The 25,943-nt window shown below is 59.6% G+C and carries 15 protein-coding genes; 11 read left to right on the forward strand and 4 right to left on the reverse strand.

The genetic code is table 11. From position 1 onward, the window contains the following. Nucleotides 1-598 precede the first annotated feature (598 nt). Nucleotides 599-1,291, forward strand: a complete 693-nt coding sequence (locus FYJ85_RS24190) for a type II secretion system protein (protein WP_106054128.1) — start codon at nt 599-601, stop codon at nt 1,289-1,291. 21 nt (nt 1,292-1,312) lie between these two features. Beyond that, nucleotides 1,313-5,797, forward strand: coding sequence for a hypothetical protein (locus FYJ85_RS09615; RefSeq protein ID WP_154418151.1), 4,485 nt, complete (start codon nt 1,313-1,315; stop codon nt 5,795-5,797). 68 nt (nt 5,798-5,865) lie between these two features. On the opposite strand, the gene FYJ85_RS09620 is transcribed toward FYJ85_RS09615, so the two are convergent. Then, the gene (locus FYJ85_RS09620; RefSeq protein WP_154418153.1) at nt 5,866-7,218 is read right to left on the reverse strand and encodes a GH1 family beta-glucosidase; all 1,353 of its coding nucleotides are present in this window, start codon (nt 7,216-7,218) and stop codon (nt 5,866-5,868) included. Beyond that, nucleotides 7,215-7,751, reverse strand: a complete 537-nt coding sequence (locus FYJ85_RS09625; protein WP_154418155.1) for a hypothetical protein — start codon at nt 7,749-7,751, stop codon at nt 7,215-7,217. The genes FYJ85_RS09620 and FYJ85_RS09625 overlap by 4 nt, the downstream gene beginning before the upstream one ends. 315 nt (nt 7,752-8,066) lie before the next feature. Here FYJ85_RS09625 and FYJ85_RS09630 point away from each other — a divergent pair, with 315 nt between their 5' ends. The 3 genes from FYJ85_RS09630 to FYJ85_RS09640 all read left to right on the forward strand — a co-directional run bounded on the left by FYJ85_RS09630 (nt 8,067) and on the right by FYJ85_RS09640 (nt 11,234). Continuing rightward, the gene (locus tag FYJ85_RS09630; protein ID WP_154418157.1) at nt 8,067-8,876 is read left to right on the forward strand and encodes a hypothetical protein; all 810 of its coding nucleotides are present in this window, start codon (nt 8,067-8,069) and stop codon (nt 8,874-8,876) included. 265 nt (nt 8,877-9,141) lie between these two features. Next, the gene (locus FYJ85_RS09635; protein WP_154418159.1) at nt 9,142-10,233 is read left to right on the forward strand and encodes an MFS transporter; all 1,092 of its coding nucleotides are present in this window, start codon (nt 9,142-9,144) and stop codon (nt 10,231-10,233) included. Then, a complete protein-coding gene (locus FYJ85_RS09640; RefSeq protein ID WP_106054122.1) occupies nt 10,230-11,234 on the forward strand; it encodes a Gfo/Idh/MocA family protein in 1,005 nt (334 codons plus the stop codon). The genes FYJ85_RS09635 and FYJ85_RS09640 overlap by 4 nt, the downstream gene beginning before the upstream one ends. On the opposite strand, the gene FYJ85_RS09645 is transcribed toward FYJ85_RS09640, so the two are convergent. Further along, on the reverse strand, nt 11,219-12,124 hold the full coding sequence (locus FYJ85_RS09645) for an AraC family transcriptional regulator (RefSeq protein ID WP_106054121.1): 906 nt from the start codon (nt 12,122-12,124) through the stop codon (nt 11,219-11,221). The genes FYJ85_RS09640 and FYJ85_RS09645 overlap by 16 nt on opposite strands. A 57-nt stretch (nt 12,125-12,181) precedes the next feature. On the opposite strand from FYJ85_RS09645, the gene FYJ85_RS09650 reads away from it, so the two are divergent. From FYJ85_RS09650 to FYJ85_RS09675, 6 genes are all read left to right on the forward strand, one after another. Next, nucleotides 12,182-14,578, forward strand: coding sequence for a heparinase II/III domain-containing protein (locus FYJ85_RS09650; RefSeq protein WP_206213077.1), 2,397 nt, complete (start codon nt 12,182-12,184; stop codon nt 14,576-14,578). Between the two features lie 159 nt (nt 14,579-14,737). Next, a complete protein-coding gene (locus FYJ85_RS09655) occupies nt 14,738-15,805 on the forward strand; it encodes an HlyD family secretion protein (protein WP_206213078.1) in 1,068 nt (355 codons plus the stop codon). Then, the gene (gene rbbA, locus FYJ85_RS09660; protein WP_154418163.1) at nt 15,802-18,582 is read left to right on the forward strand and encodes a ribosome-associated ATPase/putative transporter RbbA; all 2,781 of its coding nucleotides are present in this window, start codon (nt 15,802-15,804) and stop codon (nt 18,580-18,582) included. The genes FYJ85_RS09655 and rbbA overlap by 4 nt, the downstream gene beginning before the upstream one ends. Nucleotides 18,583-18,584: 2 nt before the next feature. After that, complete coding sequence (locus FYJ85_RS09665) at nt 18,585-19,736, forward strand: ABC transporter permease (protein WP_154418165.1); 1,152 nt, start codon at nt 18,585-18,587, stop codon at nt 19,734-19,736. 76 nt (nt 19,737-19,812) lie between these two features. Then, on the forward strand, nt 19,813-22,758 hold the full coding sequence (locus FYJ85_RS09670; protein ID WP_206213079.1) for a M16 family metallopeptidase: 2,946 nt from the start codon (nt 19,813-19,815) through the stop codon (nt 22,756-22,758). Between the two features lie 287 nt (nt 22,759-23,045). Beyond that, complete coding sequence (locus tag FYJ85_RS09675) at nt 23,046-24,467, forward strand: tyrosine-type recombinase/integrase (RefSeq protein WP_154418169.1); 1,422 nt, start codon at nt 23,046-23,048, stop codon at nt 24,465-24,467. A gap of 57 nt (nt 24,468-24,524) precedes the next feature. Here the strand turns inward: FYJ85_RS09675 and FYJ85_RS09680 are convergent, their stop codons facing one another. Beyond that, the gene (locus FYJ85_RS09680) at nt 24,525-25,688 is read right to left on the reverse strand and encodes an ATP-binding protein (RefSeq protein WP_154418171.1); all 1,164 of its coding nucleotides are present in this window, start codon (nt 25,686-25,688) and stop codon (nt 24,525-24,527) included. Nucleotides 25,689-25,943 lie beyond the last annotated feature (255 nt).

Here is a 25,943-nt window from a genome sequence, read left to right on the forward strand (position 1 = left end):
ATCCGGCCCGTTTCCCTGTTATCGAAATGATCCATGCGAATTCGCATTCACTATACATGAAAAGACGTCGTTTTACAAACAATCCGAAGCGAAAAGCGGGGGAATTCACCGGCAGAAGCAGAGATTTCCGCCGTATTTGCCGGAATGGAAAGAAAAAAACGAAAAAAATAATCTGCACGGTTGACATAAGTATGGTTTTATTCCCATAATTAACTACAAAGGGTAATCGGCGAATTCGGAAGAGAAAATCACAACCGCGTATAATAATTAGTATGTCGTGCACATGCACCAGAAGTTGTTGCTTTAATGCCCTCCTGCTTAAACGGTTGTTGTTTTTCGGCAAAATCCGGGTGATGGCGACTCTCCTGCTTTTCCGGCCTCCGGCGGCTGCAATGTTCCGGTTGTATCCTGTTCGCAATGACTGCATGTTTTATTCGGAGCTTCACGGGGGAAGATACTCCCTCCGCGCCCCATTTCTTACGCTCATGCGGCGGATATGTCATCATACGGCGGTTCCCCCCTGCCGCGCTTTTTGCCGGGCGGCAATGAATCCGCCTCCGCTTCACTTATTAATTATTATGTGACGGAGGAAGGAAACATGAAAAAGAGTAGATTCACCTTGATCGAACTTCTGGTCGTTATTGCGATCATCGCGATTCTCGCGTCGATGCTGCTTCCGGCCCTGAATCAGGCCCGCGAAAAGGCGCAGAGCATCAAATGCACGGGCAACGTCAAGCAACTGGCGCTCAATACCGCAATGTATGCGAATGTTTCGCAGGACTTCCTGCCCCGCGTCTGGAATCCGAATACGAATGAGATGTGGTTCGACCAGCTTTACAAGGCGGGACTGGTCCACAAACCGGTCAACGTAACAAACGAAAACAAGGATGCCGTTACCGGAATCTTCGCCTGTCCGACCGAACTTCGGGCCCGGGAGACGCCGAACGGCACCACAACCCATTACGGCATGAACCGCATGGCCTGGACCTGGAACTGTCAGCTCAAGACCGGACAGATCAAGCGCCCGACCATCACCGTCCTCCAATACGACACGGCGATCCATCCGAACTTCGACAACTACGTTTCGACCACCGATCTGGCTTCGGCGAAAAACATCGCCGCCAACCGTCACAACAAGGATTCGGCACGCAATATTTCGTTTGTCGACGGTCATGTTCAGTTGATCGGCAAAGGCGAGGTCGCCCAGCCGAAGAAGTATATCTGGAAAATTTTCAAGTGGAACAACGGCGAATACTTTCCGGATGACGACAATGAAATCTGGGTTCTCTGACGGAAACAGGAAGGGAAAAGCATGAAACGATTTCTGATTCTCTGCGGCCTGGCCGCCTGCGCCGCAGCCGGCGCTGCAAACTGGGAGCTCCTGTCGGCCGGCAGCAGGGGAGATGCCCGGGTCATTCCGTCTCCGGACGGTTTTTCGATCGAGCTCGTGAACGCCGACGGCGTCAACAACTACGCCACCGTGATGTGCAACCCGGAAGCCGTTCCGGCCGAAGGCAAGCAGATGAATTTCACCCTGAAAGGAGCCGAAGGGAACGGCAAGGCCGTCCTGACTCCGTTCGTCCTGATCGAGCGCGGCGGCAAGTGGATGGCCCATGAGGGGCGGACGCTCCCGCTCCTCTCCGGCGAAGAAAAACCGTTCCAACTCGATTTCAAGGAATTTCAGGGCAATAACGCCCCCGGAACGCTGCGCCAACTGAAATTCGTCCTGCGTTCGACCGGCGAACCGAAGGGGAAGAAAAGCATGGTCATCATCCGCAATTTCAATATTTCCGAGGCGGCAACGGAGAAGCCGGCACCGGCGCCGGCCAAACCGGGCGAACTGCGGTTCCGGCTGCTGCCCGTCGCCGGAGTCGGCGAAGGAAAAGTGACGGACAACGGCAGCGGCGGCTGCACCATTTCGCTGACCAATACGGCCAAAAACAATTACGTGATCGCCCTGGCCGGACTCGACCGCCGGGCCGCCGCCCAGCAGAAACTCGCCTTCCGCGTGCGCGGAAAAGCCGCGAACGGCGGCGCGCACCTGACCGCCTGCCTCGTGGTCGACCGGAACGGCAGGTGGGACAACATCAACGCGCCGGGAATCGAGGTGCGCAACGATGAATTCAAGAGCGTCGTCCTCGGACTCGACACCGATTTCAGCCTCGGCGACGCGCTCTGGAACCTGAAGCAGCTGAAGTTCGTCCTGAACGGTTCCGGCAATCCGGCCGGCAGCACGGCGGAGGTCGAGATCGAAAATGTCCGCATCGTCAGCGCCGACGAGCTCTCCGGCGCCGGCGCCGATTTCCTCGTGGTTCCGTTCCCGAAAAAGCCGGAGTCCCGCGCGGTCCCCGGCGTCACCCCGGTCAAAGTCTGGTTCGATTTCGACAATGACGACCTGTCGGGCCGTGTGCAGAGCCGGGTTTCGCCGGGCGTCATCGACGACGAAGTGCCGACCGCCGGATTCCGCAGCCGCCTGCTCGCCGGCGCCGAGGGGATCGTCGAACTCGCTTCCTCGCCGGAGGAAGCCGACGTGCTCGTCTACTCGCGTGCCGCAGCCGGAAATCCGGAGCCGCTTCTCCGGGCGCTGGGAAACGGCAAACGGCTGATCGTCTACGGCCGTCCCGCCGATCCGGAACTGGCGGGGAAACTGCCGCTCGCCCTCGAGCCTCTGCCGCTTGCCGGGTTCGCGCCGCGCTCCAAGGTCAAACCGGCGGCGGAGCATCCGCTGTTCGCCGGGCAGGCGCCGGCCGGCGGCGACTTCGGGCGTTACTTCAAAAGCGCCCTTCAAAGCGGCAAAACGCTTCTCGCCTTCGAGGACGGTTCGCCGTTTCTGGCCGAAGACGGCAATGTTCTGCAGTTCGCAGCGGGCATCGGCGGCGCGCTGCTGCCGGGAGAGCTCTTTTACGACAAGCTCTTCCTGCGCGCCGCCGCGCTCGGCAACGCTCCGGCGCTCGCCGCGCTTGCCGCACGTGAAGACGAAGTGACGTCCCGACGCAGGGCGGAGGAGGTGAAATACGTCGAATCCGTTCTCGCCGCCGCCGGAATCGACCCGGGCAGCCGGCATTACCGCCCCGGCATGTCGCGCGACAATATGGGCCGGTTCGGCTGGCTCATCGGCGAAGGACTCTCCTGCGACAGCATCGGCCGCGACCTGACCGTGGCGAACGGCGCGCAGAGCTACCGCTTCGACGCGGACGGCAAACTGTCGGTCCCGTTTGCGAACTGGAGCCGCAAAGCCGTGAAGGGCAACATCCAATTCCCGCCCTCCTCCGGGGAGATCGATCCGTGCGAGGAGTGGACCGGCGTCGGCGAAGTCGAATATACGGCCGATCTGGTCATGGACCCGGCCTGGAAGGGAAAAATCCTGAAGTTCGAGGTCAAGGCCGGCATCGACGACATCGACAGCGCCTCGCTCAACGGCGTTCCGATCGGGGAAACCGGCGAAAAGGTGCCGTACCACTGGATGACGCCGCGCGCCTACGCCATCCCGCAAAACGCGGTGCGCTGGGGAGAGCCGAACCGCTTTACCGTCCGGGTCGGCAACCTGCGCGGCGGCGCCCGGTTCGGCTCGCGCCCGTACCTGACCGTCGCGGAGAACGCCGGAACGCCCGAAATCGCGGTCAGCGCCGTCGACTGGGTCGGCAAAACCTGCCGCATATCCTCGAACGGACAGGCGCGCGAGCTTCAGATGACGCTGCTCGCGCCGTTTATCCGCTACACGTTCCCGCAAACCGAAATCATGCTGGCACAGGAAAATACGGCCGATTACGCGGCATGGAGCACGCCGGTGGGAATCCGCATCGCCGATTTGCGCCGGACGCCCGATTTCTTCGAGCTGAAGCGCGACGGCAGGTGGAACGCGCCGTGGCTGCTCCTGTTCCGGGAGAAAGCCGGCAACCCGCTGCTGCTGGTCTTCGCGGAACAGCCCGGCAGCCTGCAGGCCCAGGTCCGCGGCAGCGTGCTTGAGGGCATCCGCATCGGCGGTGAGGAGAACCGGCCGGTCGGCATCGTCGCGGCCGGCTGGCCGTGGGGAATCACCGCCCCGGAGACCGCCGGCTGGTCGAAGGAACTCCCGGACGCCGCCCTCCGGCAGATCGCGCAGGGAGTCAACATGGCGCTGAATCTGCCGGTCGGCTGCGACGAGGTCTTTTCGCTCGACACGCGGAACAACCGGGTCGAGATCGTGAACCGCTTCCGGTTCCGGCCGGTCGAAGACGCCTGGCATACGCCGCTCGAACCGTTTGCGACGCTGCCGCCGCTCGCCGCCTTCGCGCTCCGGCAGGGCAAGCTGGTCGAAACGGATGAGGTGACGGATTTCAAGCTCAACACACGGCTCGGGCCGACCGTCGGCAGGCGCAACAGCGCGACGATCCGCTACTCGCTGCCGCTGCCGCCGCCGGAAGACCTGACCATCACCGGCATCCGGGATTCCGGCCCGCTCGGGCGCGAGTGGAACGACATCTTCCGCTCCGGCGTCCGCTACTCCTGCGGCGGGGGCGTCCCGGTCACGGCATGGACTCCGGCGAAACCGGCCGGCGGCCTGCCGACCGGAAACATCGATCTCTTCGCCTGGAATTTCGGCATGACGACCGCGCTGCAGGGCGGGCTCCTGCTCAACGACGAGAACCGGCAGAAGCTCGAGGAGCGCTGCCGCCGCCGCTTCATCGAGCCGATCGAGCTCTACCAGTACAAGAACTTCGCGCGGCACCGCAAGGAACCGTTCAGCGGGCTCGAGTACCCGATCAGCTTCAACAGCTTCTACCCGAACAACACGGCCTATGCGCCCGGAATGGGGTCAAAGGTCATCTACGGAGACGCGAACGAAGCGTGTTCGGTCGCGGTCTGGGTCGGGCAGCAGCTCGCCGACGTCTACGGCCACGCCGGGCTGGTCCGCGGCAACTGGAACTTTTTCAAGGAGGTCATGCGCCAGAATCTCTTTATCGACGATTATGCGTTTCACGCCGGCAGCTGTCGCGAATTCGGCGTCGGCGCCTGGATCGACATGCTGAACGGAGAATACGCCGGAATGCTCTACTTCGCCCGTCTCGCGGCACTGGCCGGGGATACGGAGACCGAGGCGCACGCCCTCTACCGCGCCGCCAAGCGCATGCTGCCGACGCTCATGCGGCTGAACTTCAAGGCGTACATGGCCGAAGCGATGCCGGAGGTCGACACGGCCGCAATCGGCCTTGTGACCGGTTTCGGCGAGGACGGCGTCAAGACCATGCGGTTCCCGACCGAAAATTTCGTGACCGCCATGGACCTCTTCGACTTCTCGCAGGGGTCGCCCGGCGTCCTCTACCGGCTCTACCGCAGCCGGGCGCTGCCGGAAATCCGGACCTATCTGCGCGAAACGGCCCTGCCGCTGCTGACCGATGAAAAGAATTTCCTCATGCGGTCGGCTTACCTGCAGCCGTTCGCAATGTACGGAGAGGACCTGGCGGCGCTCGAAAAATCCGCGGCGAAAGTCGCAGAGCTGCGCGGCCCCGGACTCAGACAGGACTGGCCCGGCATCTGCGCGCCGTTCCACTTCGGCTGCACGCTCTGGCGCAAATACGCGGCTCCGGCCTTCTCCGAATGCCGGGAACTCGATATCGCCCGGGCCGAATATGATCCCGCGGCAAAACGGCTGGCCGTCGAACTGAAGGCCGTGCCGCAAAGCAGGCTCGTCGTCGAAAGCGCGGCGCCGCCGAAGCGCATCCTGCGGAACGGAACGCCGGTCGAAGCCGGGAAAGCCGCCTCCGGCTTCGCCCTGCCGCTGCTTGAGGGGGAAAACGAATTCATCGTCGAATTCTGAACCGTTGCGAAAAAAGAGCGCCCGGCCGTTTCCCTGTTCTGCGGGAAAAAACGGCCGGGCGTTTTTCGTCACCGGCTGTTCCGGATGATCTCCCGGTAGGCGTAAAACGACGCTTTGGGAACCCGTTCGAGGTTGTCCGGGCTCACGCGGATCAGTCCCAGGCGCTTGCCGTACCCGTGGACCCATTCAAAGTTGTCCATGAGCGTCCAGCAGAAGTATCCCCGGACATCGACTCCGTCCTCGTCGATCGCCGTTTGCATCGCAGCGGTATAATCCCGGAGGAATCGGCAGCGCTGTTCATCGTTCAGCGCGGCGGCGGCATCCGGCTCCGCGCAGGTGCAGCCGTTTTCGGTGACGTAAACGGCGTAGCCCGGATAGCGGGCGGCGATCCAGTTGAGCAGTTTGCGGAATCCCCACGGAACGATGTTCCACGGCATGTCGTTCTGCTCCCATGCGGGGTCGGCTGAGAGGTAAACCTCCTGATCCGCATTCATGCCGCCGTTGCCGTCGGCGCTCTGTTCGGCGGGCGGCGTCGCGGAGGCGTAGAGCGTCGTATAATGATTGAGCCCGAGAAAGTCGCAGCTGCCCTTCAGCAGTGCCTGTTCCGAAGTTGTGAATTCCGGCAGCCGGGAGCCGACCCGTTCGCGCATGCAGCGCGGGTAGTCGCCGAAAACCACCGGATCGGTGAACCAGCCGTAAAAGAATTCGAGGCTGCGCTGAGCCGCCTCCCGGTCTTCGGGCGAATCGGTCAGAGGCTCCCGGAAGTCGCAGTTGTTGGCGATCCCGATAACGCCGCCGCCGCTTCCTTCGCGGAAGAGCCTTGCCGCATGCGCATGGGCGAGCAGCATGTGATGCCCGGCCGAATAGGGTTCGGAATCGCTGACGCGCCCGGGCGGAAAACAGCCGCTGCCGTGCCCGAGCCGCGCAACGCACCAGGGCTCGTTGAAGGTGATCCAATGCTTCACGCGGTCCCCGAAGGCGTCGAAACAGATCTTCGCGTAGCGGGAGAAGTCGCGGACGATTTCAGGATTCAGCCAGCCGTCATGCGCCATTTGCAGATCGAGCGGCAGATCCCAATGATAAAGCGTGACGAAGGGCGTGATGCCGTTTTCCAGCAGAAGATCGATCAGCCGGTCGTAGTAAGCGATTCCGGCCGGATTCGCCTCCCCGCGTCCGGTCGGCTGAATGCGCGGCCAGCTGATGGAAAAACGGTAGGCGTTGACGCCGAGAAGCTTCATCATCTTCACATCTTCGGCAAAGCGGTGAAAGCTGTCGCAGCCGACGTCGCCGTCGGCCATTCCCTTCACGCGGCCCGGAATCCGGCAGAAAGCGTCCCAGACGGACCACCCCCTGCCGCCCTCGCTGACGCCGCCTTCGATCTGATAGGCGGCAGTGGCGGTTCCCCAGAGGAAATGCTTCATCGCTCCTGCTCCAGGCCGAGCGACGCGACGGTTTTGCCGCCGGCGTCGAATTTTGCCGCGAAGACGCGCTTTGTGCTCCGCAGGCCCGCCAGCTCGCTTTCGCCGTCAACCTTCGAGAAGCCGACGATGGCGCCGGAGCCGTCGGGATGAGTGATTTTCACGCCATGCGCAGTGGCGCTGTCAAGTTTTTCGACCTTCGGCTGCTTCGCCTCTTCGCCGGTCCGCCCGGGCAGCAGGACTGAAATCAGGTCCATGCTCTTCGCCGCGGCGGGAGCGGAGGCGACGCAGTGCCACTGCTCGGGCCAGAGCTTCTCCACATCCTTATGTCCGCGCGCATTGTTGATCGGCACCGGGAATTTGTCGAACGAACGGAATTTCCAGGGAACGTCGGCGAAGAACAGCACCTTCAGGAACGCCTTGTCCATCCGGATGGTGACGGCCTGATTTCCGGCGTCGACCGAACCGGGCCGGACCGCGTGCATATTGTATTCGAAGGTATGCGGTTCAGGAGCCGAATTCTCATCGCGGATCACGAAGATTCCGGGCCGGACGTGGACGATGGTCCGCAGCGAACGGTCCAGTTCGCGGTAGGCGCGGGAGGCGTCTCCGACCGCCAGCCGTCAGTAAAACAACATTCAAGACAGCTTCCCTCCGCTATGGAGAGAGGTTTTCTTATTATGTTTTAAACATGAAATAGTTAATAATGTGTTTGTATTAAGTGGCGGGTTGAGCTAGTTTAGTATTGAGAGAGATGAATGTCAACATGAAAGGAGGGTCTATTTTTAAATAATCTGAACCTGTAAGGTATGCAAACATGTTTTCGGCAATTACAAAACCGGAGGTACCAAATGGCGATGGAGAAGATTATGAAATCAGCTTTGCACACAATCGCTCCTGCAATGATGCTTGCAATGGCACTTTTGCTGTCGATGAACCTCATTGCAGATGTATCGGGGGACGACATGATAGCCTCATCTTCCTCTTCGAATCCTCCAGGGACAATTGAAATCCAGCAACCGGATTTCTTTGACATCGGCATAGAATATAATTCATCCATCAGAGATGGTTCGCTTAGAGAAGCGATTTTGGGTAAACTGATCGAAATCGTCGGACAACCGATCTTTCGTATTGAGGGGCCAGCCACTTTTACAGATGGTTCCATTGCGACCCAGACTGTGATCATTGATTTTTTGGGCGTGTGGGAGCTAAAAGGTAATTTACATCGAAATGACACGGTTTATTTAAGAGAGGGAATCGTTACGGACCGGGCTTTTTTGAAGTTTGGATTGACCGAAGACAATGGTGATGGAGCCAAGTGGAGAATCATGGATGGTGCAGTACCCAATGCCACAATTGATCCCGGGCACCCCCAAGGAGACCTTCAGGTTATACATACCGGCTTCGGATTATGCATGGGGGCCGCCCTTAACGGTATTTCTTATGAGCTGTTCAACGATTTGAATTATTTAGAAGAAAATCAGGATGAAAACTCTTACGGAAGAATGCATCAAACACTTTCCACATCCGACTGCACATCGATATATCCAAACTTTATTTTGCACAGCAATTACGGTTATTCAGCCAGATTAGGTGATCTGGAAGAGCAAGAAAACTATACTCTAATCATAACTTTAACGTCAGGGATAAATGTAGAATAAATTTTGTAGACGTTATAAAGTGCCGAGTCATACTGGCATGGATATTCACCGATGAGCTGGTCCGGTGGTAGCCCTGCCGTCAGTAAGACAAGCATTCAAGACAGCCTCCCTCCGCTATGGGGGGAGGCTTCTTTATATAGCGTTCTCTCCCCGAATCGGTGAGCTGGGCGGCGATCCTGAGCGGATCAGGTTACTCAGGGACAACGTCTGAAGCAAAAACGGGGGACAGGCTGCCGTTGCGGCTCTGCAGGAGGAGCGCGCCGAGGTGACGGCGTTTTTCGCCCTGAGCGATTTTCTGACCTTCAATGCCATCCGGTATTTTATCGGGCACGGAGTCAGTGTCCCGGAGAATATATCGGTCGTCGGTTTCGATAACGCCGTGCTGGCGGCGGCGCTGACCGTTTTCTGCATCTTCTGGTTCATGCTGGATTTCGGGACGACGCTGGCCAACGGCATTTTCGTCGCTTTGGTCAACGACGTGGTGCCGCGCAATTTCCTCGGGCGCTTCTTCGGGCTGTTCCGCGGCGTGAGCCTGATTGCCGGAATCCTCTTCAACTATTTCCTGTTCGGAATCGCCGAGCAGAACTTCTTCCTGATTTTCCTGGGTCTGGCCGTCATCTATGCCGCGGGGTTCGTGACCGTCTGCCTGAAGGTCAAAGAGGGAACATATCCGCCGGTCGAGCCGGAAGAGGAAAAGGCGGGCGGCTTCTCCGCCGCCGCGAAGAACTATTTCGTCGAATGTTTCGGGCACCCCTTCTACCGCTGGGTGATCCTGGCCTATGTCACCTGCGGGCTGGCCAACATTCCTTTCAACGCCTATACGATCTTCTACGCGAAAAGCATCGGCGTCGATATGGACGCGGTCGGCAAATACCTGGCGATCACTTACCTGATCTCATTGTGCCTGAGCTATTTTCTCGGAATGCTGGCCGACCGGTTCCATCCGATCCGGATGGGACTCGTTTCGATGGTCCTGTACGGCATCGTGGCGATCTGCGGCATTTTCTTCATCCGGGGAACCGTCTCCTTTGCGATCATCATGATCCTTCACGGCGTCGTGACCGGCAGCTACTTCACGCTGATCGCCTCCTACGCGCAGAGGCTGTTTCCGCGGGAACTGTTCGCGCAGTTCAACTCCGCGATGGCGATCGCCGTCTCCCTGAGCTGGGTGTTCGTCTCAACGGTCGTCGGCGGGATGCTGGACCTGACCGGGCACCGGTATCATTACGTCTGGTACGCGGGAGCCCTCTTCTCGTTCCTCGGAATCGCTTTCCTGTGGGTGGTCTACCGGAAATATCTGGAACTCGGCGGCGACTCCGCCTATCAGGCGCCGGCGGTGCAGGCGGTGGAATCATGAAAATCGTCACCATCGGCGCCGGCGCCCACGCGGCCCTGACCCACGGCCCGGCCCTGGCCGCGATCGCGCAGGAGGACCCGGCAGTGGAGCTGGCCGCCGTCTGCGATGTCCGGCGCGAAAGGGCCGAAGAGTTTTCGCGGCAGTTCGGCTACCGGAGAACCTATGCCGATTACGAGGAGATGCTCGATGCGGAAGCTCCGGACGGCGTGACTTTGCTCTCCTCCGAATCCATGACCTCCCGGATCGGCAGCGCCGTCCTGCGGCGCGGCATTCCGCTTCTGCTGGAGAAACCGCCCGGCCGCAATTCCGCCGAGCATGAACAGCTGCTCCGGGCGTATCAGCTGCGCCGGACGCCGCACCTGATCGCCTTCAACCGGCGCTATATGCCGCTGGTCAGCCGGGCGCGCCGCCTCTGGCGGCAGCTGGTCCCGCCGGAAAAGCTCCAGAGCGTCCGGTGCGACTTCTACCGGCACAACCGGCACGACCCGGATTTCTCCACCACCGCGATTCACGGCATCGATCTGGCCGCTTATCTGGCGGAAGCGTCATACACGGATTTCCGGATCAGCCTGCAGCGGAACGGAAAGGGAGAGTGCACGGCGATCTCCCTCTGGAGCGGGATGACCGGGGGAAGCTGCGCGCAGTTTCTCTTCTGCCAGCAGTCCGGCTGCAGCTTCGAAAGAGTCCACATGGCTTCGGAACATTATGCCATGACCCTCGAGTTGCCGGCCCTCGGCACCTGCGACATTCCCGGCCGGATCGTGCTGTACCACCGCGGCGGCCTCCTCCGGGAAATTCCGATGGAGGGGGATGCCCGGAGCTGCCGCCCCTTCCTGCTGGGCGGATTTTATCACGAAAATCTCGCATTCATCGATATGCTGAAAAAGAAAAATTTCGACGGCAGGAACGCCGATCTGGAACGGGTGCTCTCCGTCATCCGGGTGACGGAGGCGGTCAGCAGCTCCATTCTTCCGGCCGGACTCTGTCAGATGGAATCATGATCGGCGGGGGGCTGTTTCCGGTATTCGTGCGGCGTCATTCCAGTGGCCGCCTTGAAGATGCGGGTGAAGTAGTTGTGACGGGAAAAACCCGCTTTCGCCGCGATTTCGGCAATGCTGTAAGGCGTCCTCTGCAGCAGGTCCTTGGCGTATTCGAGCCGGTAGGTCCGGATCAGCCGGCCGATGGAGGAGCCGGTCTCCCGGGCGAACATCGTGTTCAGATAATTGGGGTGCATGTGGAGCTCCTGCGCCAGATAGTTGACGCTGAAGCTGGTCAAATTGAAATTCATCTCGACCAGCTTGTGAATGTTCTCGACCATCGCATGCCTGGAGTCGGTCTGCAGCTTCGGAATTTTCGTATTGGTCTCCATGACGAGGCTGTAACCGGTCAGCCAGAGCCGGAAAAGACTGCTGGAGGCGTCGAAGGGGGAGCCGGTCGGCTTGAATTCGTTCCTGCTCTCGTTGAAGTAGTTCTCCGCGAGGCGGTGGAGACGCTGGAAGCCGGACGCTTCGAGGTCGGTCAGCGATTTGATGATGAAATCGCGCGTGTCGCGTTCATCGCTCAGAGCCTGCAGCGGGAAAAGGCCGTAACCGCCTTCCCGGTCCCGGAAGCGCCAGATGCAGGAGGTGTGCTCCACGCCGGTCTCCGCGTTCGGGATGAACAAATGAGGGACATTCGGATTGATGAACAGCAGATCCTTCTCTTTGAGAAAGATCGGAGCCAGGTTCGGGAACCGGACATAGCAGTCGCCCTGTGAAATGAGAATCAGGTGATAGGAAGGATGGGTATGAAGCTTTTCAATCGACCAGCGGAAAAACAACTGATGGTGCAGATGTTCGATCTCAATGCTGTATTCCGTCTCCATGCAGCGGATCAGGCATTCGGCTTTCATATGGCAGGACTCCTTCCGCCAGTTAAAATAGCAACGAAAAACATAAAGTCAAGAAAAATGAAAATATTCCGAAACCGATTCCGTGCCGCAAAACCGTTTCTGGCCTCTCTTCTGATCGCATTTGCCGCCGCCGTGTTCGGCGCCGCGCCGCGGGAAACGACCCCGGACGAGGTCCGGCAGCTGTTCGAACGGAACTCGCCGGAGCATCCCCGGCTGTTCCTGCGCGACTTCGGAATTCTCGAACAGGCCCGGCAGACCCCCTCGGGAGCCGCGCTCTCCGGGCGGATTCTGCACGAGGCCGGAAAAATGCTGGAGTATCCGGTTGTCGAGCGCACCCTGATCGGCACGCAGATGCTCCACGTCAGCCGCACGGTTCTCTACCGGGTCAATACGCTGACGCTTGCCTGCCGCCTGAGCGGCGAACGCCGCTACGCCGACCGGGCGATCCGGGAAATGCGGAACGCCGCCGCCTTTCCGGACTGGAATCCGCAGCATTTCCTCGATGTCGCCGAAATGACGCTCGCCCTCTCCTTCGGCTACGACTGGCTTTACGACCTGCTCAGCAGCGACGACCGCAAGGCGATCGAAGAGGCGATCGTCGCCAAAGGGCTGCTGCCCTCCTGGGAAAACCGGAGCGGCAACTGGTGGATCCGGGGCGCCAGCAACTGGAATCAGGTCTGCCATGCGGGAATGGCGGCCGGTTCGCTCGCCGTCTTCGAGAAAAATCCGGAGCTGGCGGCCCGGACCGTCGCCCGCGCGGTCAACAACCTGCCGATCGCGCTGCGTGCGTCCTATTTTCCGCGCGGCGCATATCCGGAGGGACCGATGTACTGGAGCTACGGCACCGATTTCACGGCCGTCCTGCTCGCCGTCCTGACGAGCTCGCTCGGTACGGAGTTCGATCTCTCCCGGGCTCCGGGCTTCGCCGAAACCGGGGAATACATGCTCGCGGTGCGCGCGCCGAGCGGCCTCGCCTTCAACTATGCGGACTCCGTCGGGGATATCGGCACCGGCTTCGCGCAGGTGTTCCTGGCCGGGCACTTCGACCGGCCGGACTGGATCCCGCCCCGGATGCAGGAGGACCTGCTCTCCGCCGGCGCGTACCGCCGGGAGGATGTCAGCAAGGAGGGCAACCGGATGCTGCCGCTGGCCATGATCTTCTTCCGCGATTACCGCCGGCCCGTCAGAGAAGCGCCCAGGACATACTTCAGCGGAAACGAGGCAGCCGTGCCGGTCGCAATGCTCCGCACCGGCTGGGAGCCGGAAGCCGGTTATCTCGGCGTCAAGGCCGGCAGCCCGAGCTGGCCGCACGGCCATATGGACGCAGGTTCGTTCGTCTATGAGGCGGACGGCGTGCGCTGGGCGCAGGAGATCGGCTGGAACAATTACGACAATTTCCTGTCGCGCGGCATGAAGCTGTGGAACACGGAGCAGGACTCCGACCGCTGGAAAATTTTCTGCATCGGCCCCTTCAGCCACAACATCCTGCTGATCGACGGACAGCTCCAGGCGGCAAAGCACAAAGCGCATATCCTGGAATGCACGGAGAACTCCGTCGTCGTCGAGCTTTCGGACCTCTACGAAGGCCGGGCCGACCGGGTGACCCGCTCCTTCCGGCTGAATCCGGACCGCAGCGTCGACATCACGGACCGGGTCGCCGGAGTCCGGCCGGGCTCCGTGCTCCGCCGGCAGATGCTGACCGGAGCCGCCGCAACCGTCGAACAGTCGGAGCTCCTCCTGACCGAAAACGGCAAACAACTCCGGCTGTCGGTCGATTCTCCGGTTCCGGGGACGTGGAAGATCACGGAGACAAAGGAGCTCGAGGCGGAGTGGGACACTCCGAACCGGGGGCGGCGCATCGTCGCCTACGAACAGGCCGTGCCTGCGGACGGGCGGCTCATCAGCACGGTTCATCTGGTTCCCGGTTCGACGCAGGAGATTCCCGCCGGAGTCATTTCGCCGGGAAGTGCGGAAAAATGGGCGGCGACGCACGAGCTGCCCGAGTTTGCGCTGGAGGGGGAATTCACGTTTGAATGCAAGGTGCGTCCGGTCAGGAGCCGCGCTCCGGAGAAAGTCTGGAAAAACGGCGGCGTCGCCGTCTGCCGCGACGAACGGAATTACTTCCTTTTCTCCTTCTGCGAAGCCCCGGCGGCAAGCGGCGGCCGCCGATTCCTCGAATTGAAACAGCAGAAGGACGGCCGCTGGGGAGCCGCCGACGGGATCGCCCCCGGCGAACACCGCTCCGACTTCCGCTGGGAGTACGGCACGGACTACCGGATGAGCATCGCCGTATCCAGGACGGCCGTCACCGGCACTCTCCGCACGATGGACGGGAACGAAGCGGCGAAAATCACCGTGCCCCGCACACCGGGTGAAGCGGTGACCTCCGGCCGGGCGGCGCTGCGCGTCTCCGGACTCCAGATATATTTCTCCGAACCGGAACGAAGCCGCTGACGGACTCCGGCAGGGGGAAACCGGAAGCCGTTGCAGATTCTTTTTTCCGGACTTGAAACCGGCGCAATTCCGTGATAGAGTATTCAAATTGACGAAATCAAAAAGCGGAGCGGCACTTCAATAACCGGCTCCGGAACTCAAGGCGGGGATGGCGGATCGGTGAAGAAAATCATTTTGCTGCTGGTGATCGCGGCGGTGGCCGCGGCAGGGTATTTCTTTTATAAAAAGTACAGTGACGCCGGGAAGAACGGCAACGGCCGGCTGGTTTCCGGCAACGGCCGGCTGGAAGCCACCGAGGTCAGCATTGCGACCAAGCTTGCCGGGCGGATCGAGGAGGTCATGGTCAACGAGGGCGACTTCGTCACCCGGGGGCAGCCGCTGGCGCGGATGCAGACCAACGTGCTTGAGGCGCAACTCGCGCAGGCCCAAGCCCAGCACAGCCGGGCGGTGACCGCCGAAGCCAGCGCCAAGGCGACCATCGAAGTCCGCCTCAGCGAAAAGGAGGCGGCCAAAGCCGTCGTCCTCCAGAAGAAGAGCGGCCTCGACGGCGCCCGGAAACGCTATGAGCGGCTGAAGCTGCTGGATCAGGCCGACGCGACCTCAAAACAGCAGTATGAAGATGCCGAGACCGCCTTTTTCGCAGCGGAGGCGGAGCTGGCGGCGGCGCAGGCCAGCCTGAAGCAGGCCGACGCCGCCATCGAAGTGGCCAAAGCGGAGGCGGCCGGCGCGGCTGCCGCCATCGAAGCCGCCGATGCCGATATCGCCCGCATTCAGGCCGACATCGACGACAGCCTTCTTACGGCGCCCCGCGAAGGGCGCATCCAATACCGCATCGCCCAGCCCGGCGAAGTGCTTTCCGCCGGCGGCCGGGTGCTGAACCTGGTGGACCTGACCGATGTATATATGACCTTTTTCCTGCCGGAGGAGGTTGCGGGCAAGGTCTCTCTCGGAGCGGACGTCCGGCTGGTGTTCGACGCCATCCCGGATATTCCCATCCCGGCCGAGGTCTCCTATGTGGCCAGCGTCGCGCAGTTCACCCCGAAAACGGTGGAGACCCAGAGCGAGCGGCAGAAGCTGATGTTCCGCGTAAAGGCGCGCATCGATCCGGCCCTGCTCCGGAAATACATCAAACTGGTCAAGACCGGAATTCCCGGCGTAACCTGGGTCAAACTCGATCCCGCGGCGGAATGGCCCGAGGCCCTGCAGTTGAAGAAGAGGGAGTTATGAGCGCACGCCCCCCGGAGCCGCTTCGGTCCGGGGAGCCGGTCGTCCGGATCACGGACGTGAGTCTGCATTACGGGAAGACACCGGCTCTGGACCGGGTGACGGCGGAGATTCCCCCCGGCCTGATGGTCGGCCTGATCGGGCCGGACGGCGTCGGCAAATCGAGCCTGCTGTCGCTGGTCACCGGCGCGCACGCCATGCAGGCGGGGGAACTGCATGTGCTCGGCGGCGACATGCGCAGCCGGACGCACCGCAAACGAGTCTGCCCCCGTATCGCCTATATGCCGCAGGGACTCGGGAAAAACCTCTATTTCACCCTGACGGTGGAGGAGAACCTGCAATTTTTCGCCCGCCTTTTCGGTCACGGCGCCGCCGAGCGCCGCCGCCGGATCGACCGGCTCACCCGGAGCACCGGGCTCCACGCCTTCCTGGACCGGCCGGCCGGAAAACTCTCCGGCGGCATGAAACAGAAGCTCGGACTCTGCTGCGCCCTGATTCACGATCCAGATCTGCTGGTGCTCGACGAGCCGACGACCGGTGTCGACCCGCTGGCGCGCCGCCAGTTCTGGGATCTGATCGACAGCGTCCGGGCGGAGCAGCCGGAGATGGGCGTCATCGTCGCCACCGCCTATATGGACGAAGCGCAGCGGTTCGACTGGCTGATCGCCATGGACGACGGCAGGATCCTCGATACCGGTTCTCCGAAGGAGCTGCTCGAAAAGACCGGGAGCGACAATCTCGATGCAGCCTTCATCGGACTCCTGCCCGAAACCAAACGGGCGGCCCACAGGGAACTCGTCGTACCGCCGCTTCCGCAGGGCGGTGAAAACGATATCGCCATCGAGGCGCGCGGCCTGACCAAACGGTTCGGATCGTTCACGGCGGTGGATCATGTCAGCTTCCGCATCCGCCGCGGCGAGATCTTCGGCTTTCTCGGTTCCAACGGCTGCGGCAAAACCACCACCATGCGGATGCTGACCGGCCTGATCCCGGCCACGGAAGGGGAAGCGCGGCTCTTCGGCAAGCCGGTCGGCGACGACGACATTGCGGTGCGCCGGCAGCTGGGATACATGACCCAGAGCTTTTCCCTGTACGGCGAGTTGAACGTGCGTCAGAATCTGCTCCTCTACGCCCGGCTTTACCGCATCCCCGAGGAGGAGGTCGCCGGCCGGGTGGAGGAGATGCTCAAGCGGTTCGGGCTCGAAAGCGTGGCGCAGAGCCTCCCGGACTCCCTGCCGCTCGGAATCAGGCAGCGCCTGTCGCTGGCCGCGGCAGTGGTGCACCGGCCGCAGATCCTCATTCTCGATGAACCGACCTCCGGAGTGGACCCGGTGGCGCGGGACGGTTTCTGGGAGCTTATCATCGAACTGTCGCGGCGTGACGGGGTGACGATCTTCATCACCACCCACTTCATGAACGAGGCGGAACGCTGCGACCGCATCTCCCTGATGCACGCGGGGAAATCCCTCGCCTGCGATTCTCCTGCGGCGCTGGTGAAGGCGCGCGGCACGGCCACGCTGGAAGAGGCCTTCATCGACTATCTGCGCGAGGCGGAACCGGCCTCCGGAACGGCTCCGGCGGAGAAAATGGCGCTGACGGCAAACGCGGAACAGGAAGAGGATGGCGCAGCACAGCACCGCTTTCTCCCCTCCCTGTTCAACCTCCGGCGCTGGTACAGCTGCTGCTGGCGTGAAAGCCTCGAACTGAGCCGGGACCCCATCCGGCTGACGCTGGCGCTGTTCGGCGCCATCCTCCTGATGCTGGTGATGGGGTTCGGCATCAGCATGGACGTGGAGGACCTCTCGTTCGCCGTGCTGGACCGCGACCAGAGCGAACTGAGCCGGAATTACGCTCTGAACATCGCCGGCTCCCGCTATTTCGTGGAGAAACCGCCGATCCGGGACTATGAAGACCTCGATTACCGGATGCGGAGCGGCGAGGTCAGTCTGGTGGTGGAGTTTCCGCCTCAGTTCGGCAAAATGGCGGAACAGGGATATTCCCCGCAGGTCGCGTTCTGGATCGACGGCGCCATGCCCACGCGGGCGGAGACCATTCAGGGCTACGTGAAGGCGATGCACGCCTCCTGGCTGGCGGACCGGGCCAAATACCATTCCGGCGCGGCCGGAGCGACGGCGGCCGCCTCCATCGAAACCCGCTACCGCTACAACCCCGATGTGATGAGCCTCCCGGCGATGGTGCCCGCGGTGATTCCGATCCTGCTGCTGATGATTCCGGCGATTCTGGCCGCGCTGGCCGTGGTCCGTGAAAAAGAGATGGGGTCGATCATCAATCTGTACGTGACGCCGCTGACCCGCACGGAGTTCCTGCTCGGCAAGCAGCTGCCCTATATCCTGCTCTCCTCGCTGAGTGCGCTCCTGCTTCTCCTGATGGCCGTGACGATCTTCGACGTGCCGATCAAGGGCAGCCTTCCGACGCTCGTGCTGTCGCTGGCGGTGTACTGCACGATCTCCACCGGCATGGGGCTTCTGGCCTCGGCGGTGACGCGCAGCCAGATTGCCGTGATCTTTCTGACCATGATCGGCACCATGCTGCCGGCGGTTCAGTTCTGCGGCCTGATCAACCCGGTGACGACGCTGGAGGGATTCGGGCGCTTCATCGGCAGCATCTATCCGACGACCTACATGCTGCTCATCAGCCGGGGCGTGTTCAATAAGGCGCTGAATTTCTCCGACCTCCACGTGCCGTTCTTCTGCATGCTTGTGATGGTTCCGATCATCCTGGGGCTCGGCATCGCCGTTTTGAGAAAGCAGGAGGCGTGAGGATGAAGCAGCAGGAAAAAACGCGCCGCGCCGCCGTCCGGCAGAAGATCAAAAACATTTTTCAGCTCGGTCTGAAGGAACTCCGGGGGCTGGTGCGGGACCCGCTGATGCTGGCGCTGATTCTCTATACCTTCACGCTCGGCGTCTACGTCGCGGCGACGGCCGCCCCGGACTCCATCTCGAATGCGGCTCTGGCCGTGGTCGATGAGGACGATTCGCAGCTCTCCCGGCGCATCACCGACGCCTTTTTCCCGCCGATGTTCCTGCCGGCAGCGCGAATCGACCGCTCCGAGATCGATCCGGAAATGGACAACGGCAAATACACGTTCGTGCTGGTCATCCCCTACGATTTCCAGAAGGACGTCCTTGCCGGCAACCGGCCGGAGATCCAGCTCAACATCGACGCCACGCGCATGTCGCAGGCGTTCACCGGCGGCGGCTACATCCAGGAGATCATCATGAACGAAGTCGGTTCGTTCGTGAACCGGAACGATCCCTCCGCTCCGCAGCCGGTCGAGATCGTGACGCGCAACCGCTTCAATCCGAACCTGACCCAGGCGTGGTTCGGGTCGGTGATGGAACTCATCAACAACATCACCATGCTCGCCATCATCCTGACCGGCGCGGCCCTGATCCGCGAACGGGAGCACGGGACGCTGGAACACCTCCTGGTGATGCCGGTGACCGCCTTCGAAATCATGGCCTCCAAGGTGTGGTCGATGGCGCTGGTGGTCATGGCCGCTGCCGGCTGCTCGCTGATCTTCGTCATTCACGGAATGCTTCAGGTTCCGGTGGAGGGCTCCGTTCCGCTCTTCATGCTGGGCGTGGCGCTGCACCTTTTCGCGGTGACTTCCCTCGGAATTTTTCTGGCGACCGTCGCTCAGAACATGCCCCAGCTCGGCATGCTGCTGATTCTGGTGCTGATGCCCATGCAGATGCTTTCCGGGGGCATGACGCCCCGCGAGAGCATGCCGGAAGGAGTCCGCTGGGTCATGCAGCTGGCGCCGACCACGCACTTCGTGGAGTTCAGCCAGGCGATCCTCTACCGCGGGGCCGGTTTCGATGTGGTGTGGAAACCGTTCCTGCTGCTGGCCGTGATCGGCTCGGCGCTGTTCGTGATCTCCTGGATCCGCTTCCGCCGGACGGTTGCGTGAAGAACGCCGCGGTTTTCATTTGATTTTCCGCTTCCGAAGCACTATGTTGAAAAAAACATTCAGTCAAGGAGGCGCCATGTTTCACAAATTCGTTTTCGCCCTGCTGCTGTGCATGGTTTTCGCAACCGGGCTCTCTGCCGGAGCCCGGCCGCTTTTCGGGACGCCGCTGGCGGATGACCCGCTTCAGGCTCGCATCTACCGGCTGGACAACGGTCTCACCGTCGCTTTTTCGGTCAACCGGGAGACGCCGAACATCCGGGGCTGCATCGCCTTCCGGGTCGGTTCCGGCGACGACCCGGCCGACAAGACCGGGCTCGCTCACTACCTGGAACACCTGCTCTTCAAAGGGTCCGAAAAGCTCGGCACGACCGACTACCGGGCTGAATGGCCTCTGCTGGAGCAGATCGAGAAGCTGTATGACCGCCGCGAGGCCAGCCGGGACCCGGACGAGAGACAGGAACTTTACAGGGAGATCGACCGGCTCTCCGCGCAGGCCGGCCAATACACCGTTCAGAACGAATTCGTGCAGGCGATCAACGAGATGGGCGGCAGCGGCCTCAACGCCTACACGAGCCTCGACCGGACCGTCTATTTCAACAGCCTGCCGGCCAACCAGCTGGAAAAATTCATCCGACTCCAGTTCGACCGGTTCCGTTCCCCGGTGTTCCGCGGCTTCCACACAGAGCTGGAAACGGTTTTCGAGGAGTTCAATCTCTATCAGGACCGGCCGGGCGCGCGCTTCAGCCAGCTGATGCTTTCCACGCTGTTCCCGGACCACCCTTACGGCCGTCCGGTGATCGGCCTGCCGAAAGACCTGAAGAATCCGTCGCCCCGCCGGGTGATGGAGTTCTACCGCCGCTACTATGTTCCCGGCAATATGATCATCGTGCTGGCCGGCGATTTCGATCCGGATTCCGCCCTGCGGCTGATCGAGGAAACCTTCGGCACGCTGCCGGCCGGGGAAGTCCCGGAATCCGGGCTGCCGCCGCTTGAACCGCTCCGGGGAGAGAGCGTCCATACCCTGATCACGCCGGAACATGAGATGTGCCGCGCGGTCTGGCGGCTCGACCGGCCGGGGCTGCGGGAGCTTGACCTGCTCGAGCTTTCCGCCCGGATTCTCTCCAACGGCTCGGCCGGACTCTTCGACCAGAATCTGACGATTCCGCAGAAAGTCGCCGATGCCGCCGCCGGCGCCGGCGGCAAGCCGGGCGTCTACGGCATGCTGATCGTCAACGCGGTGCCGAACCGGGGAGACTCTCCCGAACAGGCGCTGAAGCTGCTCGACGCGGAAATCGAAAAACTCAAGCGCGGCGACTTCCCCGACTGGCTCCTGCCGGCGATCGGCGACCATGCCGAATTCGATCTGGCCCGTTCGCTGAGGGATAACGAATTCCGCGCCGACCGGCTGCTCGACAGCTATCTGGACCGGATCGACTGGCCGGATGCGGCAAATGAACCCGCCCGCCGGAAATCGATCACCAAAGCGGAGATCATGGAGTTCGCCCGGAAGCATCTGACCGGCGACCGGATCGTGCTCTACCGGAAGAACGGCCCGCTTTCTCCCGGCGAAAAGCTGCCGAAGCCGCCGCTGACGCCGCTCAAAACCGCGAAAGGGCATTCGGAGTTCTTCCGCGAAATCAGCCGGATGAAGGTTGCGGAAATCCGTCCGGAATTTCCCGATCTCGAGCATGGAATCCGCCGTGACGAGCTGTGCGTCGAAGCCGGGCTGCCGTTCGAGGGGGAGCTGGTCCGGGTCCGGCGCCGCGCCGATTTCGAATGGATTCCCAACACCCGGAACGACTATTTTCAACTGCGGTACGTCTTTCCGGTCGGCAGCCGCCACAACCGCCTCTGGCAGCTGGCCGGCGGTTACAGCGCGGTCGCCGGCACGGAAACCCGTTCCGCCGAAGCGCTGAAACTCGAGCTTTACAGACTGGCCGGCTCGGTCTCGGTCTCCTCCGGACCGGAAGAGACGGTCGTCACGATCAACGGGCTTGCCCGGAACCTGCCCGCCATTGCCGGAATCGCGGAAGAGCTGCTGACCCGTCCCGCCGTCAACGATGAGGCGCTTCAACGCATGGTCAGCCGGATTCTGCTGGCCCGCAAGAGTCAAAAGGAGAATCCGAATGCCGTCCTTGCCGACGGACTCCTGCCCTATGTCCGCTACGGCAGAGAGTATCTGGAGAAATCGAACCTTTCCTCCGAAGAGCTGAACAAAGTCAGGCCTGCGGAAGTCGCCTCCCTGCTCCGGGAGCTGAAGAGCTATCCGGTCCGGATTCAATACTACGGCCCCGAGCTGCCGGAGTTGAAACGGACTGTCGGCGAGCTGCTGCCGCTGCCGCTGCCGGAAAAGCGGCCGCCGCTGCCGTTTGTGCCGGAGGAGAAGAAAATCGAAACTCCGGCCGTTTACCTCGTGCATATTCCGAACGTCAGCCAGCTCCATTTGCTCTACCTGACCAGCGGCAGGCGATACAATCCGGACGATGTCGGAACGCGTTTTCTGTTCAACAGCTATTACGGCAGCGGCATGGCGTCGGTCACGTTCCGGAAGCTGCGCGAATCGAACTCGCTGGCTTACGGCTGTTACTCCTATTACGGAACGCCGGATGATCCGGCGGGGAACCACTATTTCGTGACCTACCTTTCCACTCAGGCGGACAAGCTCCCCGACGCGATGAAGGCGGTCGAATCGATGGGATTTCCCGTCGATCTGGCGGCGATCGGGAACAGCCGCGACACGCTGCTAAAATCCCAGGCCGCGGAACGCTGGCTCGACGAGCGGTTGTTTTCGCTGGCGGACAACTACCGGAAGCTGGGGCTGCCGCAGAACTACCGCGAAGAGACCTACCGGCAGCTGCAGGATGCGTCGGTGTTCGACCTGCTGGAGTTTTACCGTCAGGAGATCGAGGACAAGCCCCGCGCTCTTCTGGTGGTAGGCGATGCCGACACGATCGACCGGAAAGCGCTTGAACGCTTCGGCCCGGTCAAGCAGCTCTCCGCCGACGACGTGTTCCCGCGCTGACTCCCGCCGCCCGGCCGATCCGCCGCCCGAAAGCGCCGCTCCCGCTTTCACCGCCCGGAGAAAATCGGCCGGCCGGCTCTCATTGACGGGAAATGAAGACAAAAAAAATGGTACACCCGGCGAGATTCGAACTCACGACCTTCTACTCCGGAGGCAGACGCAAAACGGCACTTTTTGAGCTTGATTTTACTGCAAATATACATTTTCGCAAAATTTTCGCAAAATGATTTTGAGTTTGAGTCTTTTCATGGTATCTTATTTGTCAGATCAAGGAAAGGGCTGGTATCATGGGAATCGAGTATAAGAATGGAACCTATTATTACCGCTTCATGATACGTGGAAAGATGCTGCGGGGAACTTGCACCAATTGCCGAACCAGACGGCAGGCTGAAGCCTATGAACAGAGAATAAAGAAGGAACATGTCGAGGAAAAGGTACAGATTGATAAAGTCAAGTACCTCGAAAAACGGCTTGTGGAAGTTCAAGGTGGAAGCATTATTCCTTTATCCCGGGCAATCGATATGGCTTTGGAGAAGCCTCCTTTGTCGGGATCAACGCCCAAAGTACTTGCTCAGCATAGGCATTTCTTCCATGATTTCGTTGCCTATATGTCCGATACCTACCAGATAACCACCTTGCAGCAAGTCAGAAAAAAGCATGCCGAGGCGTATATGGAATATGTTCGCACCAACGGGCGATATCTGCATACCGTATCGTATAACCGGGGAGGAAAAACGATTACCTACTCCAGCCGTGTGAAACATTTGTCTTCCATGACGCAAAATAAAATCCATATGACTTGCAAGCTGGTTTTCTCCAAATTGCAGGAAGACGGAGGTTTGACTAAGAATCCCTTTGATTTCACAAGAATGCAGTTGGATAAGGAAAACAGAGAAATATTCGACTCGGAAGAGATACAAGCCATATTGTCAGGTTCAGACGATTTTGTTGTTCCCATCATGCGAATTGCATTGTATACTGGTCTGCGGTTAGGCGATGTTGTTTCTCTCAAATGGGAAAACGTCGATTTCAAGAATGGATTTATCACCAAGAAAATGGAGAAAACCGACAAGACAGTCGTAGTCCCCGTACTTGACTACGACTACATGCAATCCTTATATGCCGCCCGGCAATCAGATGAGTACGTTTTGCCACAACAAATGAAGATGTACACTGCCAATCAGAGCGGAATTTCATATCGAGTCAAAAAATATCTCAAATCGTTGGGAATACAAACCACACGGCAAACGGCACACGGCAGGAATCAATCCATCAAAGATGTTCACTCTTGCCGACATACCTTTGCAACCATTTGCGCAGAGAGAGGAATCCCTTTGTCCGTCGTTCAAAATGCCTTGGGGCACAGTTCGCAAATTGTCACCGAAATTTATACCGCTCATCTGAAAAAGAAGACACTTGCCGAGGAATTCAAAAAATTCAAATTGTCAGATCAAAAGATGACTCGGCACGGATTGCCGAATATCTTCAAAATGTGCGTATGCCTCCTGAAGCTGAAAGATTTGCCGAGAAGAAATGTTCAAAAGGTTGCTTATATCATAAGCGAGAACCTTTCCAAAGAAGATATGGAAACCGTTTTTAAGGTCTGTGGAATTTCCTATACCCCTTATTCCGAGCATCAGAACATTCCCGATGCAAATACTTCAGAAGAGGACTTTGATGACTTTATGCTCGAAATGCCATATGAATGATCACGGGAACTCTCGAATCATCTTCGTTCCCGTGCCATTCCATAACAGTTTCTCGTATTATCCTGCAATAACGTTTCCGGTATTGGAAAAATTGACGAATCGGGTTTCTTTGATTGTCGGAGTCAAATCCCCGGAATAAATGACCGCACCGGGTTTGGCATCCGGCACCAGTGAACGGAACGAAGTAATCGCTTCGGTAAAATCAGGATTGTAGCTCCGGGCGGCTTTGATTTCCATCGGCAGGAGTTCCCGATTTTCATTGAGCAGCAGATCAATTTCCATACCTTTGCTGTCCCGATAAAAATAGAGTTCGCCTTCTTTGCCCGCATTGTATCGGGCTTTCAGGGCTTCGACCACCACCATGTTTTCAAATAGCCCACCGAGAAGCGGATCTCGTGCCACCTGTGATACATCCTTAATTCCAAGCAGGTAGGTAGCCAAGCCGACTTCGTTAAAATAAAGTTTCGGAGTTTTCACCAGCCGCTTGCCGAAATTCTGGAAGTAGCACGGCAGCCGGAACACAATATGACTTGCCTCCAATACAGAGAGCCATTCGGAGAGCGTCGAAACGGAAACGCCCACATCATTGGACAAACTGCTGAGGTTGACCAATTGTCCAACTCTACCTGCCAGCAACTTGATGAACAGCTCGAAATTCAAGCTGTTGCGGAGGTTGATTAACTGCCGGGCATCCCGTTCTATATAAGTCATATAGTAGTTGCGGTACAGCAACTCCGGTTCAATATTGGAATCGTAGAGTTCCGGCATGAATCCCTTGAAAAGATATTCATCCCGATCCATCTGAATGCCCGCCTCGGTTAATTCCTGAATGGAAAGCGGAAGCAGTTGCAGAATCGCCGTCCGTCCCGCCAGGGATTGCGAAACCTCGGCTCGAAGATTCGGCTGCTGACTGCCGGTCAGAATGAATTGACCTTTTTTCTTCTTGTCCCGATCGACAATCACCTGAATATAACTGAGAAGTTTGGGAACCCGCTGAACTTCATCAATGATTACCGGAGCAGAATATTGCTCCAGAAACTCCTTGGAGTCTCTTTCTGCAAGCAAACGGACATCCGGGTCTTCAAGGTTGACATACTTATAGTCAGGAAACTGTAATTGCGCAAGGGTCGTTTTACCTGCCTGTCTCGGTCCGGTAATCGTAATTACCGGAAACTTCGTCGCCAGATCAGCCAGCACTCCTTGAATTTTTCTCTTTATCATATTCACATCCTCCGTTCCCGCAATAATATATCACATATAGAACAAATTTCAAGTTCAATCAAAAAAATGATCAAATGAGTGCAATTCTCCAATTTTGACATTTTCAGAAACTCGATTTTTTGAAAATACCTAAATCCGTGAAATAACAGGTAAAATTAAAGTTAAAACAGAGGCAAACCTCTTGGGTTGCAGTATATTACATGAGAATACAACATAACGAATGGACTCAACCCGATAGGAGAAACGATGGCAACG

This window comes from Victivallis lenta (assembly GCF_009695545.1).
GTDB lineage: Bacteria > Verrucomicrobiota > Lentisphaeria > Victivallales > Victivallaceae > Victivallis > Victivallis lenta.